We start from the raw sequence: 15,302 nt of genomic DNA on the forward strand, positions 1-15,302 counted from the left end.
CTTCACGCGGCGCGGGCTCCGGCCTGGGCCAGCAGGGCCGAGACCGCCTCGGCCGACTGGCGGAAGGCTTCGGTGACGCGAAAGCCGGGCGGCCGCACGACGGGGCCGTCGACCGCGACCTCGCCGGCGATCAGGCCGGGGCCCGGCGTCATCACCACAACGCGGCCGGCCATGTAGACGGCCTCCTCGACATTGTGGGTCACGAAGACCAGGGCCGGGGCCAGGTCGGCCGCCAGGGCCAGGACGTCGTCGGCCAGCACGCGGCGGGTGATCTCGTCCAGGGCCGCGAAGGGCTCGTCCAGCAACAGCAGGCGTGGGCGGGTGACCAAGGCGCGAGCCAGTGAAGCGCGCATGGCCATGCCGCCCGACAGCTGGGCGGGACGGGCGTTCAGGGCGTCCTTCAAACCAACCTTGGCCAGGGCTTCGGCGGCGGTGGCCAGGGCGATGGCGCGGCGCTCGCCGGCCAGTTCCAGCGGCAGGGCGACATTGGCCTGGGCGGTCAGCCACGGCGCCAGGGTGGGGGCCTGGAAGACGACGGCGGTCTCGCCCTTGCCCGCGGCGCGGGTGACGGAGCCTCGGGTCGGCTGCTCCAGTCCGGCCAGCAGGCGCAGGGCGGTGGACTTGCCACAGCCCGACGGCCCGACCAGGGCGACGATCTCGCCGGCGCGCAGGTCGAGATCGATCGGCCCCAGCGCGCGCCCGCGCCTGGGGTAGTCGACCTCGACGGCGGACAGAGAGGCGATGGACGGCGTCATTGGCCCTTGGGCAGAAACTGGAGCGTGTAGGCGCTCTTGTAGTCCATGTCCTTGGGATAGACGCCCTGGTCCGACGCGACCTTGAAGAACTCCGCCCAGCGGGCGTCGGTCATCGCGCCGATGCCCGGCCCGTTGGCGCCGACGATGCCGTAGGACCGCATCTTCTCGCGCGCCTGGTCCAGGACGTCCTGGGTCATCTCCGGATTGTCCTTCAGGATCGCCGCGTCGCCCGGCTTGGCGTCGCCATAGAGATAGGACTTCCAGCCCGCGGCCGTGGCCTCGACGAAGGCCTGTACGGCGGCCGGGTTCTTGGCGATGACGCTGTCGGGGACCAGGGCCATCGAGGCGTAGGCGGGATAGCCGCTGTCGGCCAGCAGGAAGACCGCCGGCTTGATGTGGCCTTCCTTCTCGATCAGGTACGGCTCGCTGGTGGCGTAGCCCTGCTGGACCACGCGCTTGTCGGCCAGGAACGGCGCGGCGCTGTAGTTGTACTTGCGCACCTGATCGTCGGTGAAGCCGTACTTGGCCTTCAGCCACACCCAGAAGGCGGTGATCGAGGCGTCCGACAGCAGGATCGGCCGGCCCTTCATGTCGGCGATGCCGTTGATGCCCTGGCCGGGGTGGGCGATCAGGACCTGCGGGTCCTTCTGCATGAAGGCGGCGACCGCCTTCACGGGAGCCTTCTCCTTGGCCAGGTTCATGACGATGAAGCTGTTGGAGCCGACGCCGACATCGACCGCCCCGGTGGCCAGCAGCTGGGGCACGTTCACGGCCGGGCCGCCCTGGATCAGGGTCACGTCCAGGCCGCGCTTGGCGTATTCGCCGGTGGCCAGGGCCTGGTAGTAGCCGCCTAGTTCCGCTTCAGCCCGCCAGTCAGTGGCCAGCTTCATGGCGGTGCGGCCGGCAGGCGCAGCGGCCTCCTTCTTGGCCGGCGAACAGGCGGCGACGAGCACGCAAAGGGCCAGCGCGGCCAAGCGACGGAAACTCATGGAAACCCCTCCCGGACAAGTCGCCGGAGGTTATGCGCCAAGGCCGCGTCTTCCAAGAGAGATCAGGCGTGCGGCGCCGTCAGCCAGCGTTCGACCTTGGCGTACAGCACCTCGCGCTGGATCGGCTTGGCGATGTGGTCGACCATGCCGGCGGCGTAGCAGCGCTCGACCTGCTGGGGCAGGGCGTCTGCGCTCATGGCGATGATCGGGATCTTGCTGGCCGGCGTGCGCAGGGCGCGGATGGCCCGGGTGGCGGCCAAGCCGTCCATCAGCGGCATGTGGATGTCCATCAGGATCATGTCGTACTCGCCGACCTCGGCCGCATCGACGGCCTGCTGGCCGTTTTCGGCGATGTCGACCTTGCAACCGGCCAGGGTCAGCAGGGCCACGCCGATCTCGCGGTTCATGGGATGGTCGTCGACCAGCAGGATGCGGGCGGCGCTGGGCGAGGCCGGCTCGCGACGCTCGGGGGCGACCACCGGCTCGGCGACCGGGGCGGTGATCTCGATCCAGAAACACGAGCCGCGCCCGGGCACGCTGTCGACGCCGATCCGGCCGCCCATCAGCTCCACCAGCGCCCGGCTGATCGCCAGGCCCAGGCCCGCGCCGCCATAGGTGCGGCTGGCCGAGCTGTCGACCTGCGAGAAGCGCTGGAACAGCAGGGGCTGCTTCTCGACCGGGATGCCGACCCCCGTGTCGGCGATCTCGAACCGAATCCGATCCTCGAGGTCGCCGGGTTCCACGATCAGGCGGGCGTCGATGCGGCCGTGGTCGGTGAACTTCACGGCGTTGTTGAGGATGTTGAGCAGCACCTGGCGCAGGCGATCGGCGTCCAGATCGTGCAGGGCGTCGATCGGGTCGATGACCTCGACGTCGAGCGCCAGGCCCTTGGCGCGCGCCTCGGGGGCCATGATGGCGGCGGTGTCGCGCAGCAGCGCCGCCGCCGAGGTCGCCTGCGGCAGCAGCTCGACCTGGCCGGCCTCGACCCGCGAGAAGTCGAGGATGTCGTTGACCACCGTCAGCAGGGCCCCGCCGGCGGAGTCGATCAGGTTCACCTGGCGGCGGGCGTCGGGCGGCAGGTCGTTGCGGGCCGCCAGCAGCTGGGCGAAGCCGAGCACGCTGTTCAGCGGCGTGCGGATCTCGTGGCTCATCGTGGCCAGGAACTCGGTCTTGGCCTCGGTCGCCGCCATCGCGCGGGCGCGTGCGGCGCGGGTCAGTTGCTCGCGGCGCACCAGCAGGCGTTTGAGACGCTCCTGCTGGGCCAGGGCCAGGCCGGCGGCCAGGCTGGTGCCGAACAGCACCGCCACGAAGATCTGGATCAGCCGCACCTGGTTGGCCGGCCCCCAGTCCAGCAGGAAGGTGCTGTCGGCGCCGGGCACCATGAACGGCACGGCTACGCAGGCGACGATCAGCGAAGCCTGGGCCGCGCCGCGCGCGCCCAGACGGAAGGCCGCCAGCATGGCCAGCGGGAAGATCATGAACGGCGTGGCCACGCCGTCGGGGTGGAAGCAGGCCAGGGTCAGCAGCGCCACGGCCGCCAGAAGGGCCAGCCGTTCGGTCAGGGAGCGATGGAACGAGCGCCGGTGCTCGGCGTCGATCAGCACCAGCACGGCGGGCAGCACCACGGCCATGCCGAGGATGCCGCACATGAACCACTCCCACATCGTCGTCAGGAACGGAGCCTGGTAGCCGACGACCATGAAGACGGCGCAGACCAGGGCCGAGACCAGGGTGATGGGCGCGGTCAGGGCGGCCAGCAGGGCCAGTTGGCGCATCGTGCGCACGCGCGGGGTCTCGCCCAGGAAGCGCTTGGCCACGATCCAGACGGCGAAGGCCTCCAGCACGTCGATGCTGGTGTAGAGCAGGGCGCGGCCGGGGCCGTCGCCGACCAGCAGGTCGATCGTCAGATGGAAGACGATCGTCACGACCGTCAGCGCGATGCGGCGCGGCGGGTTCAGGACCATCAGGCCCACGGTCAGCAGCGCGTTGGCGGGCCAGAAGGTGGCGATTCCCAGCGGCGTGCGGGTCAGGAAATCGCTGAAGGCGAGGCTGGCGACCACGGCGGCGGCCAAGCTCAACAGCAGGGTGTTCTGCCGTCGTTGCTCCTGTTGTGCCAGCCGATGCTGCATGCTCGTTTGGTCCCCCCGCATCAATACGCCCACGGCCGTTTCTGGTTGCCGGGTTAGTGGCTGCTGTGTCGCTTTGACGCAGGCGTCCGCCAAGGGCGTATTCAGGTCAAGGCCGTCTTCGAAAACGCCGGCCTTGTACTTGGCGGACGCACGAGAATGCATAAGGCCGGATGTGTTTCAAGCGCCGGCGCGCGTGGTTGCTGAGGTTAGACCTCCTTGAGGCGTGACGGAACCTGACGTCAGGCGGCGATGGGGTCGGGCGCGAGCCAGCGATTGATCACGCTGTAGAGCGTCGCCTGGTCGATCGGCTTGGCCACGTGGTCGACCATTCCCGCTCGGCGGCAGCGCTCGATCTGCTGGGGCAGGACATCGGCGCTGAGCGCGATGATCGGCGCCCGGGCGCTGGGGGCGGGCAGGGCGCGGATGGCTTCGCAGGCGGCCAGGCCGTCCATGCGCGGCATGTGGATGTCCATCAGGATCAGATCGAAGTCGCTCTCGGCCGCCATGCGCACCGCCTCGTCGCCGTCCTCGGCCGTCTCGACCTCGCAGCCGGCCAGGGTCAGCATCGCCTTGCCCAGTTCGCGGTTCATCGGATGGTCGTCGACCAGCAGGATGCGGGCGGCCTGGCCTGGCGGCTCGTCGGCGGGCTCGATCTCCGCCGCCTCGGTTCGCGTGGCGGGCACGCGCAGCCAGAAGGTCGATCCCAGACCGGCCACGCTGCGCACGCCGATCTCGCCGCCCATCCGCGACACCAGCGCCTTGCAGATCGCCAGGCCCAGACCCGCGCCGCCATAGCTGCGGCGGATCGAGCCGTCGGCCTGGGAGAAGCGCTGGAACAGCCGGTCCAGCTGTTCGGCCGGGATGCCGATGCCGGTGTCGGTGATCTCGATGGCCAGGATCGCGCCGGCCGCCGTGGTCTCCATGACCAGGCGCGCCGAGACCTCGCCCGAGGGCGTGAATTTCACGGCGTTGGCCAGCAGGTTCAGCAAAACCTGGCGCAGGCGGCTGGCGTCCAGGTCATAGAGGGCGTCGTCGGCGTGGCCGGTGTCGACGGTCAGCATCAGGCCCTTGGCCTCGGCCTCGGGCGCGATGATGGCGGCGGCGTCGCGCAGCAGGGCGGCGGGCGAGGCGGGCGCCGTATCCAGCTGGATCTGGCCGGCCTCGATGCGCGAGAAATCCAGCACGTCGTCGACGATGTTGGCCAGCAGTCCGCCGGCCTGGCCGATCAGGTCCAGCTTACGCCGGCCCTCGGGCGACAGCGGCTCGGTCGCGCCCAGCAGGGCGGAGAAGCCCAGGATGCTGTTCAGAGGCGTACGGATCTCGTGGCTCATCGTGGCCAGAAACTCGGTCTTGGCCTGACTGGCCGACTGGGCGCGAGCGCGGGCGGCGCGGGCGGCGGCGGTGCGGCGGGCCATCAGCTGCTTGAGACGATCCTCCTTGTAGAGGAACAGCGAGGCCGCCAGGCTGGTGAAGAACAGGGCCGTGACGAAGATCTGCACCAGGCGGATGCGATCGGGCTCGCTCCAGTCCGGGTTGATCACGCGGGGGCCAAGACCCGCCACGGTCAGCGGCGCGGCGACGGCGGCGACGATCACGGCGCTCCACGCCGCGCCCTTGGGGCCCAGCTGGAACGCCGCCAGCATGGCCGCCGGGAACACCAGGAACGGCATCGGACTGGAGGCGCTATAGGCGACGGCGGTCAGGCCGGCGACGAGGGCGTAGAGGCCAAACTGCACGACCAAAGAGCGGCGGCGCGTCGTCGGCCTGTCGGGATCCAGGATCACCAGGGTGGCGGGCAGGGCGATGGCCATGCCCAGGGCGGTGCAGGACAGCCAGCCCCAGAAGAACGGCCAGAAGTCGACCCCGACGATCAGGGCGGTGAGGGACGATCCGACGACCGCCGCCACGATGGTCACGGGCAGGATCGTCGCCACCAGCAGCAAGGCCTGGCGCACGCTGCGCACCCGGCCCCGGCCGCGCGTCACCCGCCGGGCGATCATCGAGGCGATCAGGATCTCGACGATGTCGCAGCCCGTATAGATCAGCACCAGCGACCAGGGATCGCCCGCCAGCCTGTGGATGGTCAGGCAGGTCATCGTGCTGCCGATCCAGAGCGCCAGACGCCGGCCGGGCGTCAGGTGCAGCAGGCCCGCCGTGACGATGGCGTTGACCGGCCACAGCGCCGGCATGCCGTTGGCGCCCCGGGTCAACAGGTCGCTGAACAGGAAGCAGATCAGATAGGCGGCCAGCAATCCCGCCAGCAGCAGGGGCTGGCGCCGCTCGTCGAGCGTCGCGGACGTCGTCGCGCCTCTCGCTGCTGTCATGATGCCTTGTCCCCCAACGGTTCACGCTAAGGTTGGAGGCAAGAACCCACAATCGGTTAAGAACGATCCACGGCCCTTGGAGACCGCGACATTCGGTCGCGCTCGATCAGGTGGCCAGGGCTTCGCGCTTCTCTTCCAGCGCCAGCCAGTCCTCCTCGGCCTGGGCCAGGTCGGCGCGGGCCTTGTCGATGGACTTCATCACCTTGTCGAAGCCGGCCGGATCGCGGGCGTAGAAGTTGGTGTCCTCCAGCTTCTTCTCGAGGTCGGCGATGATCTTCGGGCTGGCCGCGATCAGGGCTTCGCATTCATCGAGCCGGCGCTGGTCCTTGTAGGACAGCTTGACGGTCTTCTTGGCCGGCGGAGCCGAGGGCGTGACGACGGCCTTGTTCGAGCCGGTCCCGGTGGCGAAGTCGCCGGCCGCGCCGCGCGCGCCCTTGAAGAAGTCCGGGCTCTGGTCGATCAGGTCGGTCCAGCCGCCGGGGGTCTCCAGCACCTTGCCGTGGCCGTTCATGGCGATGGTCGAGGTGGCCAGGCGGTCGATGAAGTCGCGATCGTGGCTGACCAGGATCAGCGTGCCTTCGAAGTCGGCCAGCAGCTCCTCGAGCAGGTCCAGGGTGTCCATGTCCAGATCGTTGGTCGGTTCGTCGAGCACCATCAGGTTGGTCGGCGTGGCCAGGGCCCGGGCCAGCAGCAGACGGTTGCGCTCACCGCCCGACAGGCTGGTGACCGGCTGGCGCAGCTGCGCCTCGGTGAACAGGAACTCCTTGGCGTAGCCGGCCACGTGCTTGGGTTGGCCGCGCACCAGGATGGAGTCGCCGCCGCCGGGGGTCAGGAAGTCCCACAGCGTCATCTTCTCCGACAACGCCATGCGGTTCTGGTCGACGTAGGAGATCTCGAGATTGGTGCCGAGAGTCACCGTGCCGGCGTCGAGCTCCAGCTCGCCCAGCAGCATCCGCACCAGGGTGGTCTTGCCCGCGCCGTTGGGACCGACCAGGGCCACGCGGTCGCCGCGCAGGATGCGGGTCGAGAAGTCCTCGACGATCACGCGCTCGCCGAACTTCTTGGTGACGTGCTTGGCCTCGACCACCTTCTTGCCGGAGGTCCCCGAGGACTCCACGGCCAGGGTCATGCTGCCGCGCTTGTCGGCCTGCAGGTCCTTTTTCTGCGAGCGCAGGGCCATCAGGGCCCGACGGCGGCCTTCGTTGCGGGCCCGTCGACCCTGGACGCCGCGCGCCAGCCAGGCGTTTTCCTTTTCCAGCTGCTTGTTGAGGCGACGCTCCTCGTCGGCCTCGGCGGCCAGCACCTGCTCGCTCCAGACCTCGAACTCGGCGAAGCCCTTGTCCAGCCGGCGCACCTTGCGGTGCTCCAGCCAGAAGGTGCGCTGGGTGACGCGGTTGAGGAAGGCGCGATCGTGGCTGACGATCAGGGCCGCGCACTTGGAATTGGCCAGCTCTTCTTCCAGCGTCTGGATGGCGAAGATGTCCAGGTGGTTGGTCGGCTCGTCCAGCAGCAGCACGTCGGGCTGCTCGGCGAAGGCGCGGGCGAGGGCCGCGCGGCGACGTTCGCCGCCCGACAGGCCTTGCGTGCTCTTGGCGTAGTCGAGACCGAAATCGGCCAGGGTGGCGTGGGCTTCGTAGTCTTCCGCGCCGCCGGCCGTGCAGTAGTCGAGCAAGGTCTCGCCGGTGATCTCCGGCTCCTGGTCGACGAAGATGATCTTGGCGCCCGGCTGCACTGAGCGCTCGCCGCTGTCGGCCTCGACGCCCTTGGCGGCCAGGATCTTCAGCAGGGTCGACTTGCCGGCGCCGTTGCGGCCGACCAGGCAGGCGCGGACGCGCGGCTCCAGGGCCAGGTCGACGCCGTCGAACAGCGGCTTGGCGCCGTCGGCCAGTCGGACGTCCTTGAGGGCGAGGATCGGCGCGCGGGTGGGGGAAGCCATAATGTGCTCGTACTTGGAAACGGTCGGGGAGGGGCGTCGGAATGTCGCGGAGGATGCGGCGTATATCAGGGATGGCGGGGAAGAAACGTCAAAATCCGGCCTTATCAAACCGATGGGATGTCTGACGGAGCGCATTTGGGCAAGCCGGCGCGGGGCGCGACAAAATCACCGCTCGATGGGCTGGCCGTCGCGCAACTGATAAAAGCTTGGCTCTGAGGAGTAGAGTAGCCGCCTTGTCGTCGACCGCCGATCCTTCCGCGTCCCTTGGCCGCCTGCCGTTCTCGGCGGACGGGTTCGAGCGCCTGCGCCAGCCGGTCTGGATCTTCGACGACGTCCGCAAGCGCAAGGTCTACGCCAACAAGGCGGCGCTGGAGCTGTGGGGGGCGGCCAGCCTCGAGGAACTGACGGCGCGCGACTTCACCGACCAGTCGCCTTCGGTGCGCATCCGCATGGACGCCATCAACGCCCGCATCGCCCGGGGCGAGACCGTCCACGACCATTGGACCTTCTACCCGAAGGGCGCGCCGGTGGCCGTGCGCACCGCGATCTCGCAGATCCTGCTGGCGGATGGCGGGCCGGCCATGCTGTTCGAGGCCGTCGCGGCCGAGATCCAGCCGGACGAGCAGCGCGCCGCCGAGGCCCTGCGTCACACCAGCGTGCTGGTGGCGCTGTACGACGCCGAGGGCCGGCGCCTGTTCGCTAATCCCGCCGCGCTGGAGGCGTGTCCGATCGCCAACGCCGATTTCGGCCAGGCCTTCGTCGATCGCCAGGCCAGCCAGGCACTGTGGCTCACGGCCCTGGCCGGCCAGGAAGCCTCCGGCTCGTTCCTGCTGGTCACCCGGGCCGGGGAACGCTGGCACAGCGTCGACGCCCGCATGACCCGCGACCCGGTCAGCGGCGACTGTTGCGTGCTGGTCAACGCCATGGACATCACCGAGGAGGTCGAGGCCCGCGCGGCCCTGGGCGAGGCGCGCGAGCGGGCCGAGGCGGCCACGCGGGCGCGTCAGGAATTCCTGGCCAATATGAGTCACGAGCTGCGCACGCCCCTGACCAGCGTCATCGGCTTCGCCGGCCTGCTGGCCGACAGTCCCTTGAATCCCGAACAACGCGCGCGCCTGGACCGGGTGCGGGACGCCGGCGCGGCGCTGATGGCCACGCTCAATGATGTGCTGGACCTTTCCAAGCTGGAAGCCGGCGGCCTGTCCCTGGCGCCCAGGCCGTTCGAGCTGCGGGCCCTGCTGTCCCAGGCGGTCGACATCGTCGAGGTCCAGGCGTCGGCCAAGGGGCTGGAGCTGGAACTGGCCGTCGACACCGCCTGTCCCGATTGGGTCGAGGGCGATCCCGAACGGCTGCGCCAGGTGCTGCTCAACCTGCTGGGCAATGCGGTGAAGTTCACCAGCCTGGGCCGCGTGGCGCTTTCCGTGGTCCGCCGGGAGGCGGCCGATCCCGGCGTGGCGCGGCTGGAGCTGGCCGTCACCGACACGGGCGTCGGCGTGCCCGAGGCCATGCTGGGCACGGTGTTCGACCGCTTCGCCCAGGCCGGACCCGAGGTCTCGCGACGCTTCGGCGGCACCGGACTGGGTCTGACCATCACCCGGCAGCTGGTCGAGATGATGGGCGGCCGGATCGGCGTCGACAGCACGGCGGGCCAAGGCGCGCGCTTCTGGTGCGTGATCGACCTGCCGGTGGCGAGCGCGGCGGAGGCGCCCAGGGAGATCGCCGCGCCCGACGCCAACCAAGTCCTGCGCCTGCTGGTGGCCGACGACAACGAAGCCAATCGCGAGCTGATCAGCGCCATCGCCAGCGCCGCCGGTCATGTAGTGGACGTGGTCCGCGACGGCGTCGAGGCGGTCGAGGCGGTCCGGTCGGGCGATTACGACCTGGTCCTGATGGACGTGCGGATGCCGGTGATGGACGGCCTGGCCGCCACGCGCGCCATCCGCGCCCTCGACGGCGAGGCGGCCCGCACCCCAATCATCGCCCTGACGGCCAATGTCCTGGCCGATCAGGTGGCCTTCTATCGGGCGCAGGGCATGGACGATCACGTCGGCAAGCCGATCAATCCGCGCGAGCTGCTGACCCGGATCGCCGAATGGAGCGACGGCCAGGTCGCCCGCGGGCGGCGGGCCGCCGCGCGAGACTGACCCGAAGCGCCCGATCAGTTGCCGCTGGGCGAGCTCACATAGAAGCTGGCGTTGTTGCCGGTCGCCGTGGCGATCCCGACGACCGAGCGGCCGGAATTGGCGACCGAGACCGTGGTGCGCGCGCCGATGTCGGCGCTGTTGGTCTGGTTGTTGTTGACGGTCATCTTGCCGCTGCAGTCGCTGCAGGCGTAGCCGGTGACGGCGTTGCCCATGGCGGTGGCGCTGGCCACGGCGTCATAGCCGGAGTCGCCGCCCAGGTTCGCGATCACCTCGACGCCGCCGCCCTCGTTGGTCTGGGTGTTGTCGAGCACGACTTCCTGGCCGTAGTTGCCGACCAGGGCGGAATTGCCGACCCCATGCGCGCCGACCTGGGCCGCGCCGAACTCGTAGGCGGTGCCTTCAGCCTGGGCGCGGACATAGCCCGCATTGTACTGGCTGGCGGTCACGTCCAGCAGCGGACCCTCGTTGGTCGCCGACAGATTGTTGGCGCTGGCGGTGGCCACGGTGCTGGACAGCTGGGCGTTGCCGTAGGCGGTGAACTTGCTGGCCTGGGTGATGCCCGTGCTGGACTGTTCGGTGATCGCGCGGGCGGCCGACTGCTCGGTCTCCGACAGGGTGATGTTGTTGCCCGTGGCCGTACCGGCGACGGCGGCTGTGCCCGAGACGTACATGGCGATGGCGCCGCCGTCGGCCAGGGTGTCGCCGGTGTTGCCCTGGCTGACCCGCGCGCCCATGGCGCCGTTGACCAGGGTCAGGCCCTGGCTGTTGCCGGAGGCCAGGGTGCTGATCGAGACGTCGCCGAACTGGCCGTTCTCGGCTTCCAGCTGGCCGCGCGCGGTGACGCCCGCGGTGTTCAGCTGGGTCGCGCGCGTGGTCAGCGTGCCCTCGATGGCGGCGGCCGTGCCGGCGTTGCCGACGGCGGTGGTGGTGATGTTGCTCGCGGTTCCGCCGTTCGAGCCGACATTGACCACGCCGTGCGCGGTGACCTGGCCATAGTTCTCCTGGTTGGAGTTCTTGGTCAGATCCGCGCCGCGCGGCGAGATCAGCAGGCTGTTGGCCGCCGACGTGGTGGTGGTGCTGAAGCCTTCGGAGACGGACTCGACGTTCAGGGTCTGCTCGGAGAAGACCTCGCCGAGATTGACCTGGTTGAGAACCTGGCCGGACGTGGTCTGGCTAGTAGCGACCCCGCTTAGCATCGCGCATATCGGGATCGCGATTAGCGTTCCAGCGAGACGGGTCTTCGCGGGTCTGCGCATTGTTGGTTCCCAGATTGTTGTAGGCCGGGGTGAAGGCTCCCGTCTGTCCCACGGTGGGGTCGCCCATCGGATCGTAGCGCATGCAGCCTTGCGGGCCCGGCATGCCGTAGAGATTGGCGGAGAACTCGACGACAGAGCGCTCGATCAGCGCCCGCACGGCCAGTTGGATGGGCTCCAGAGCCCCCTTGCCGCCCGAGATGTCGAAGATGTTGCCATTGAGGAAGTCGAAGACGCCCAGGCTGACTTCGCGACCGACCACCTGCTTCTGGTAGGCGACCACGTCGACCACTTCCAGCGTGCGGGTGTTCACCAGGCGCAGGTCCAGCGCGATGTTCATCACGAACACGCGGCGCTTGAAGTTGCCCTTCAGGCCGTCGGTGTCCTTGTCGCCGACATAGGCGTCAACCCCGGCCGAGCGGATGTTGTAGTTCAGCTCGGTGATTCCGCCGACCACGTAGAAGTCCGAGCCCGGGACCTGACCGGCGATGATGCGGCGATAGTCCACCGGCGCGTCGGCGGCCGGGTTGGGGCGGTCCGAGATCAGCTTGTTGTTGGCGTATTTCAGTTCGAACTCCGACACCGAGGTGTCGAAGCGTTCGACCATCGGCATGCCGGCCTTGGCGAAGGCGGTCATGGCCAGCAGCGAGGCGCCTTGCGTGACCTTGCGGCCCGAGCCGTCGGACTCTTCCTTGCCGGTGTAGTCGGCGATACGGCCGATCGCGACGCGCGGCGCGGCGATGCGGTTCTGCTTGGCGTACTGGTTCAGGCAGACCAGCGCGGCCGAATAGTCGGTCGGGTTGGCCGTCACCGGGGCCGTGCCGATCGGCGTGGCGTAGTTGCCGGCCATCGACACCTTGGGCACGGAGGTCCCGCACGCCGTCAGGGCGCTGCAGGCCAGGGCCGCCGCGATGAGGGAGAGACGCTTACTTACCATTGGAGACCCCGCCGTTTGTCGACGATCCCGCGGTAATGTTGCCAGTGTTTGTCTGCGTGGAATTGACGATGACGGTGTTGTTGTTGCCCTGGGTGATGACGGTCAGGTTGTTCCCGATCGCCGTCGCGCCGCTGTAGCCGCCCAGGCTGCCGACGCCCGAATAGGAGTCGAGCGAGCCCGAGGAATTGCTGGACGAATAGACGCTCTGGTCCGCGCCGGTCAGCATGACGCCGTCGACGATGATGCGGTTGCCGTTGGCGTCGCGGGTCGAATATTCGACGACGCGGTTCTCCTGGCCGGCGATCCGGCCATAGCCCGCGTTGAACGACGCCGAGTTGGTGGTCATGGTCTGGGCGTCGGCCGAGGCGCCGGCGCAGAGCGCGCCAAGGCCCAGCACGGCGGCGGTCATGCCCGCGCCGAAACCGATGGTGTTCTTCCGATGCCAGGCCATGGGAGGCTCCGCGACTGTCGACACAAAGGCTCAAGCAACCCTTGTGCCAAATCCGTACAGCATCAGGTCTAGCGCCAAGGTCTCGCAAAATGGTTAAGCGGGGAGGGGTGCGACTCTGAATCCGCCGGTCGCGTATATATGTGAGCCAGATGACCTCCGACCGTCCCGACGACCGCCCCGAACCGATCTTCAACGCGCCCTGGCCGGCGCTGCTGGTCGCTGCCAGCATCTTGGTTCCACATCTGATGTCGGGCGGTCTCGGCGACGAGGCGCTCTATCGGCTCGCCCTCGTGCCGGCCCAGGTGGTGGCCGGCGACCCGACGGGCCTGGTCACGTCGCTCTTCATACATGGCGGTTGGGCTCACGCGCTGATGAACGCGGTCTTCGGCCTGGCCTTCGGCGCGCCGGTCGCGCGGTTCCTGGGTCTGGGCGCACGGGGCGGGGCGCTGTTCGTGCTCTTCTATATAGTGAGCGGCGTCCTGGCCGGATTGGGTTACGTGGCCGTGCATCCCGCCTCGATCGATCCGTTGATCGGCGCCTCGGGCGCGGTCGCGGGACTGATGGGCGCCGCCTCGCGGCTGATGGACAGCCCTGGACGGCTCAGCGGACTGCTGGCGCCGCGCGTAGTGTCGTTGGCCCTGGGCTGGCTGATCGTCAATCTGGTGCTGGCGGTGGTGGGCGGGCTGCCCGGGTTCGGGATCGGCCTGATCGCCTGGGAGGCGCATCTGTTCGGCTTCGCGGCCGGGGCCCTGCTGATCGCGCCGATCGCCCGTCTGGCGTCGAAGCCCTAAGACCCATTGATCCCCGAGCCGTTGTGCGAGACCCTCGTTCTCTAAAAACAACAAGGGAGATGCGCAGTGCTGGTTTCTCAGATCCTGAAGGACAAGGGCGATCTCGTCTTCACGGCGTCGCCGCAAGAGACGGTGGGCGCGGCCGCGGCCTTGCTGCACACCCGCCGCGTGGGCGCGATGGTGGTGGTCGACGGCGACGAGGCCGTGGTCGGCATCCTGTCCGAACGCGACGTCGTGCGGGTGATCGCCAAGGAAGGGGCCAGCGCCCTGACCAAGCCGATCGCCAGTTGCATGAGCGCCGAGGTGATCTTCGCCCAACCCGAAGAGACGATCGACGCCCTGCTTGAGCGGATGACCGACCGCCGCATCCGCCACCTGCCGGTGGTGCGGGGCGGCCGTCTGGCCGGGATCATCTCGATCGGCGACCTGGTGAAGTACAAGATCCACGAAGCCACGGCGGAAGCCGACGGCCTCAAGGCCTATATCGCCGCGGGCTGATCCGTCCGGGGTTCGATCGCGCCTCTATATAGAGAGGGGGAGGGGCTAGCCGCCGAGCAGCTCCGCGCCCTCGCCCTCGACCGCGTCGGCCAGGCTGTAGCCTTCCAGCACCTGGGCCGTGGCGTCGCGCGCCTTGAGCAGCGCCTCGCGCAGCGCGCAGGTGGCCAGGTCGCGGCAGTCCTCGCAGCGCCGGAACGCTGTGCGGCTCACGCAGGGCGCCAGGGCCAGGGGGCCGTCGACCAGGCGGATGACCTCGGCGAAGCTGATCCCCGTCGCCGGACGTCCCAGCAGATAGCCGCCGAACTTGCCTCGGCGGCTGACCACCAGGCCCTCGCGCGCCAGTGTAAGGAGAATGGCCTCCAGGAACTTGCGCGGGGCGTCGGCCCGGACCGAAAGTTCGCCGGCAGTGACCTGCCCGTCTTCGCGGGCCAGTTCGATCATCGCGCGCAGTGCGTAACGCGCCTTCTGGGACAACATGAACGCGGGTGCTCCTCTAATCCCGACTTCTGAGGGAGGAAAAGGCGAGGCGCAAGCATCCGTGCACAGGGGAATGGCGGGTCTGGGGATATTTCGCCGATTCAGCGCTTGCGAGTCCGGGGAGGGGTCTCTAGAAGCCGCCCCTCGCCTCGGGGCCAACGCCCATCGGACGAAACCACGGCTTTCGGGCCTTGCTTTTCGGAAGATGGATCGCTAGGTTCCACGGCCTCAATCGACTCGGTCACGGACTTGGCAAGCGCACCTTTCGGGCGCGCTATCGGGTTCGCTTTTGTCTCTGGATACGGCGCTCGCCGGGCTGGAAACAAAGTTCAGAACGGTCGGTTGACAGGGAGTTTCGGTTTCGTTAGAAGCCGCCCTCCTTGAGAAATGCCGAAGAGGTTCGCAAGAGCTTCCAAGTATTTCGAAAGTCTAGTCGCTGGTTCTTCTGAAGATTTCTTCAAAATAATCACTTGACTGGGTTTGGTGGTTTCTTTAGAAGCTGCCAACTCTTCCGGAAATGCCTTCGGGTTGGACGGATTGAGAAAGTCGGAAAGTTTTGAAAAAAACGATTTGACACGGAATTCGAGGTTGGATAGATAGCCGCCTCCGCCGACATCG

Annotated in this window: 12 protein-coding genes and 1 pseudogene; 3 read left to right on the forward strand and 10 right to left on the reverse strand. The window is 68.6% G+C overall.

Annotated elements, in window-relative coordinates; genetic code table 11:
- Positions 1 to 2: 2 nt before the first annotated feature.
- The 5 genes from AC1RUS_RS22540 to AC1RUS_RS22560 all read right to left on the reverse strand — a co-directional run bounded on the left by AC1RUS_RS22540 (position 3) and on the right by AC1RUS_RS22560 (position 8,133).
- Entirely contained in the window at positions 3 to 755 is a 753-nt protein-coding gene (locus AC1RUS_RS22540) for an ABC transporter ATP-binding protein (protein ID WP_492918856.1), read from the reverse strand.
- Positions 752 to 1,744: an ABC transporter substrate-binding protein gene (locus AC1RUS_RS22545; protein ID WP_492918857.1), complete on the reverse strand. Its 993-nt coding sequence runs from the start codon at positions 1,742 to 1,744 to the stop codon at positions 752 to 754. The genes AC1RUS_RS22540 and AC1RUS_RS22545 overlap by 4 nt, the downstream gene beginning before the upstream one ends.
- Positions 1,745 to 1,806: 62 nt before the next feature.
- Positions 1,807 to 3,873 carry a hybrid sensor histidine kinase/response regulator gene (locus AC1RUS_RS22550; RefSeq protein ID WP_492918858.1) on the reverse strand — a complete coding sequence of 689 codons (2,067 nt, stop codon included), beginning with the start codon at positions 3,871 to 3,873 and terminating at the stop codon, positions 1,807 to 1,809.
- Between the two features lie 239 nt (positions 3,874 to 4,112).
- Positions 4,113 to 6,197, reverse strand: a complete 2,085-nt coding sequence (locus tag AC1RUS_RS22555; protein ID WP_492918859.1) for an ATP-binding protein — start codon at positions 6,195 to 6,197, stop codon at positions 4,113 to 4,115.
- 106 nt (positions 6,198 to 6,303) lie between these two features.
- The gene (locus AC1RUS_RS22560; RefSeq protein WP_492918860.1) at positions 6,304 to 8,133 is read right to left on the reverse strand and encodes an ABC-F family ATP-binding cassette domain-containing protein; all 1,830 of its coding nucleotides are present in this window, start codon (positions 8,131 to 8,133) and stop codon (positions 6,304 to 6,306) included.
- A 233-nt stretch (positions 8,134 to 8,366) separates the two neighbouring features.
- On the opposite strand from AC1RUS_RS22560, the gene AC1RUS_RS22565 reads away from it, so the two are divergent.
- Positions 8,367 to 10,277, forward strand: a complete 1,911-nt coding sequence (locus AC1RUS_RS22565) for an ATP-binding protein (RefSeq protein ID WP_492918861.1) — start codon at positions 8,367 to 8,369, stop codon at positions 10,275 to 10,277.
- Between the two features lie 14 nt (positions 10,278 to 10,291).
- On the opposite strand, the gene hfaD is transcribed toward AC1RUS_RS22565, so the two are convergent.
- The 3 genes from hfaD to hfaA are packed head-to-tail and all read right to left on the reverse strand — an operon-like array spanning position 10,292 to position 12,918.
- Entirely contained in the window at positions 10,292 to 11,473 is a 1,182-nt protein-coding gene (gene hfaD / locus AC1RUS_RS22570) for a holdfast anchor protein HfaD (protein WP_492918862.1), read from the reverse strand.
- Positions 11,451 to 12,467, reverse strand: coding sequence for a holdfast anchoring protein HfaB (gene hfaB / locus AC1RUS_RS22575; protein ID WP_492918863.1), 1,017 nt, complete (start codon positions 12,465 to 12,467; stop codon positions 11,451 to 11,453). The genes hfaD and hfaB overlap by 23 nt, the downstream gene beginning before the upstream one ends.
- Positions 12,457 to 12,918 (reverse strand): holdfast anchoring protein HfaA, encoded by a 462-nt coding sequence (gene hfaA, locus AC1RUS_RS22580; protein ID WP_492918864.1) that lies wholly within the window; start codon positions 12,916 to 12,918, stop codon positions 12,457 to 12,459. Before hfaA ends, hfaB begins: the two co-directional genes overlap by 11 nt.
- A 149-nt stretch (positions 12,919 to 13,067) precedes the next feature.
- On the opposite strand from hfaA, the gene AC1RUS_RS22585 reads away from it, so the two are divergent.
- Both AC1RUS_RS22585 and AC1RUS_RS22590 read left to right on the forward strand, forming a co-directional pair.
- Entirely contained in the window at positions 13,068 to 13,709 is a 642-nt protein-coding gene (locus tag AC1RUS_RS22585; RefSeq protein ID WP_492918870.1) for a rhomboid family intramembrane serine protease, read from the forward strand.
- A 66-nt stretch (positions 13,710 to 13,775) separates the two neighbouring features.
- A complete protein-coding gene (locus AC1RUS_RS22590; protein WP_492918865.1) occupies positions 13,776 to 14,207 on the forward strand; it encodes a CBS domain-containing protein in 432 nt (143 codons plus the stop codon).
- A gap of 45 nt (positions 14,208 to 14,252) precedes the next feature.
- Here the strand turns inward: AC1RUS_RS22590 and AC1RUS_RS22595 are convergent, their stop codons facing one another.
- Both AC1RUS_RS22595 and AC1RUS_RS22600 read right to left on the reverse strand, forming a co-directional pair.
- Positions 14,253 to 14,684, reverse strand: a complete 432-nt coding sequence (locus AC1RUS_RS22595) for an RrF2 family transcriptional regulator (protein ID WP_492918866.1) — start codon at positions 14,682 to 14,684, stop codon at positions 14,253 to 14,255.
- A gap of 329 nt (positions 14,685 to 15,013) precedes the next feature.
- Positions 15,014 to 15,302: pseudogene (locus AC1RUS_RS22600) on the reverse strand (hypothetical protein); the annotation flags it as partial.

Source organism: Caulobacter sp. GW821-FHT10F06 (genome assembly GCF_058809215.1).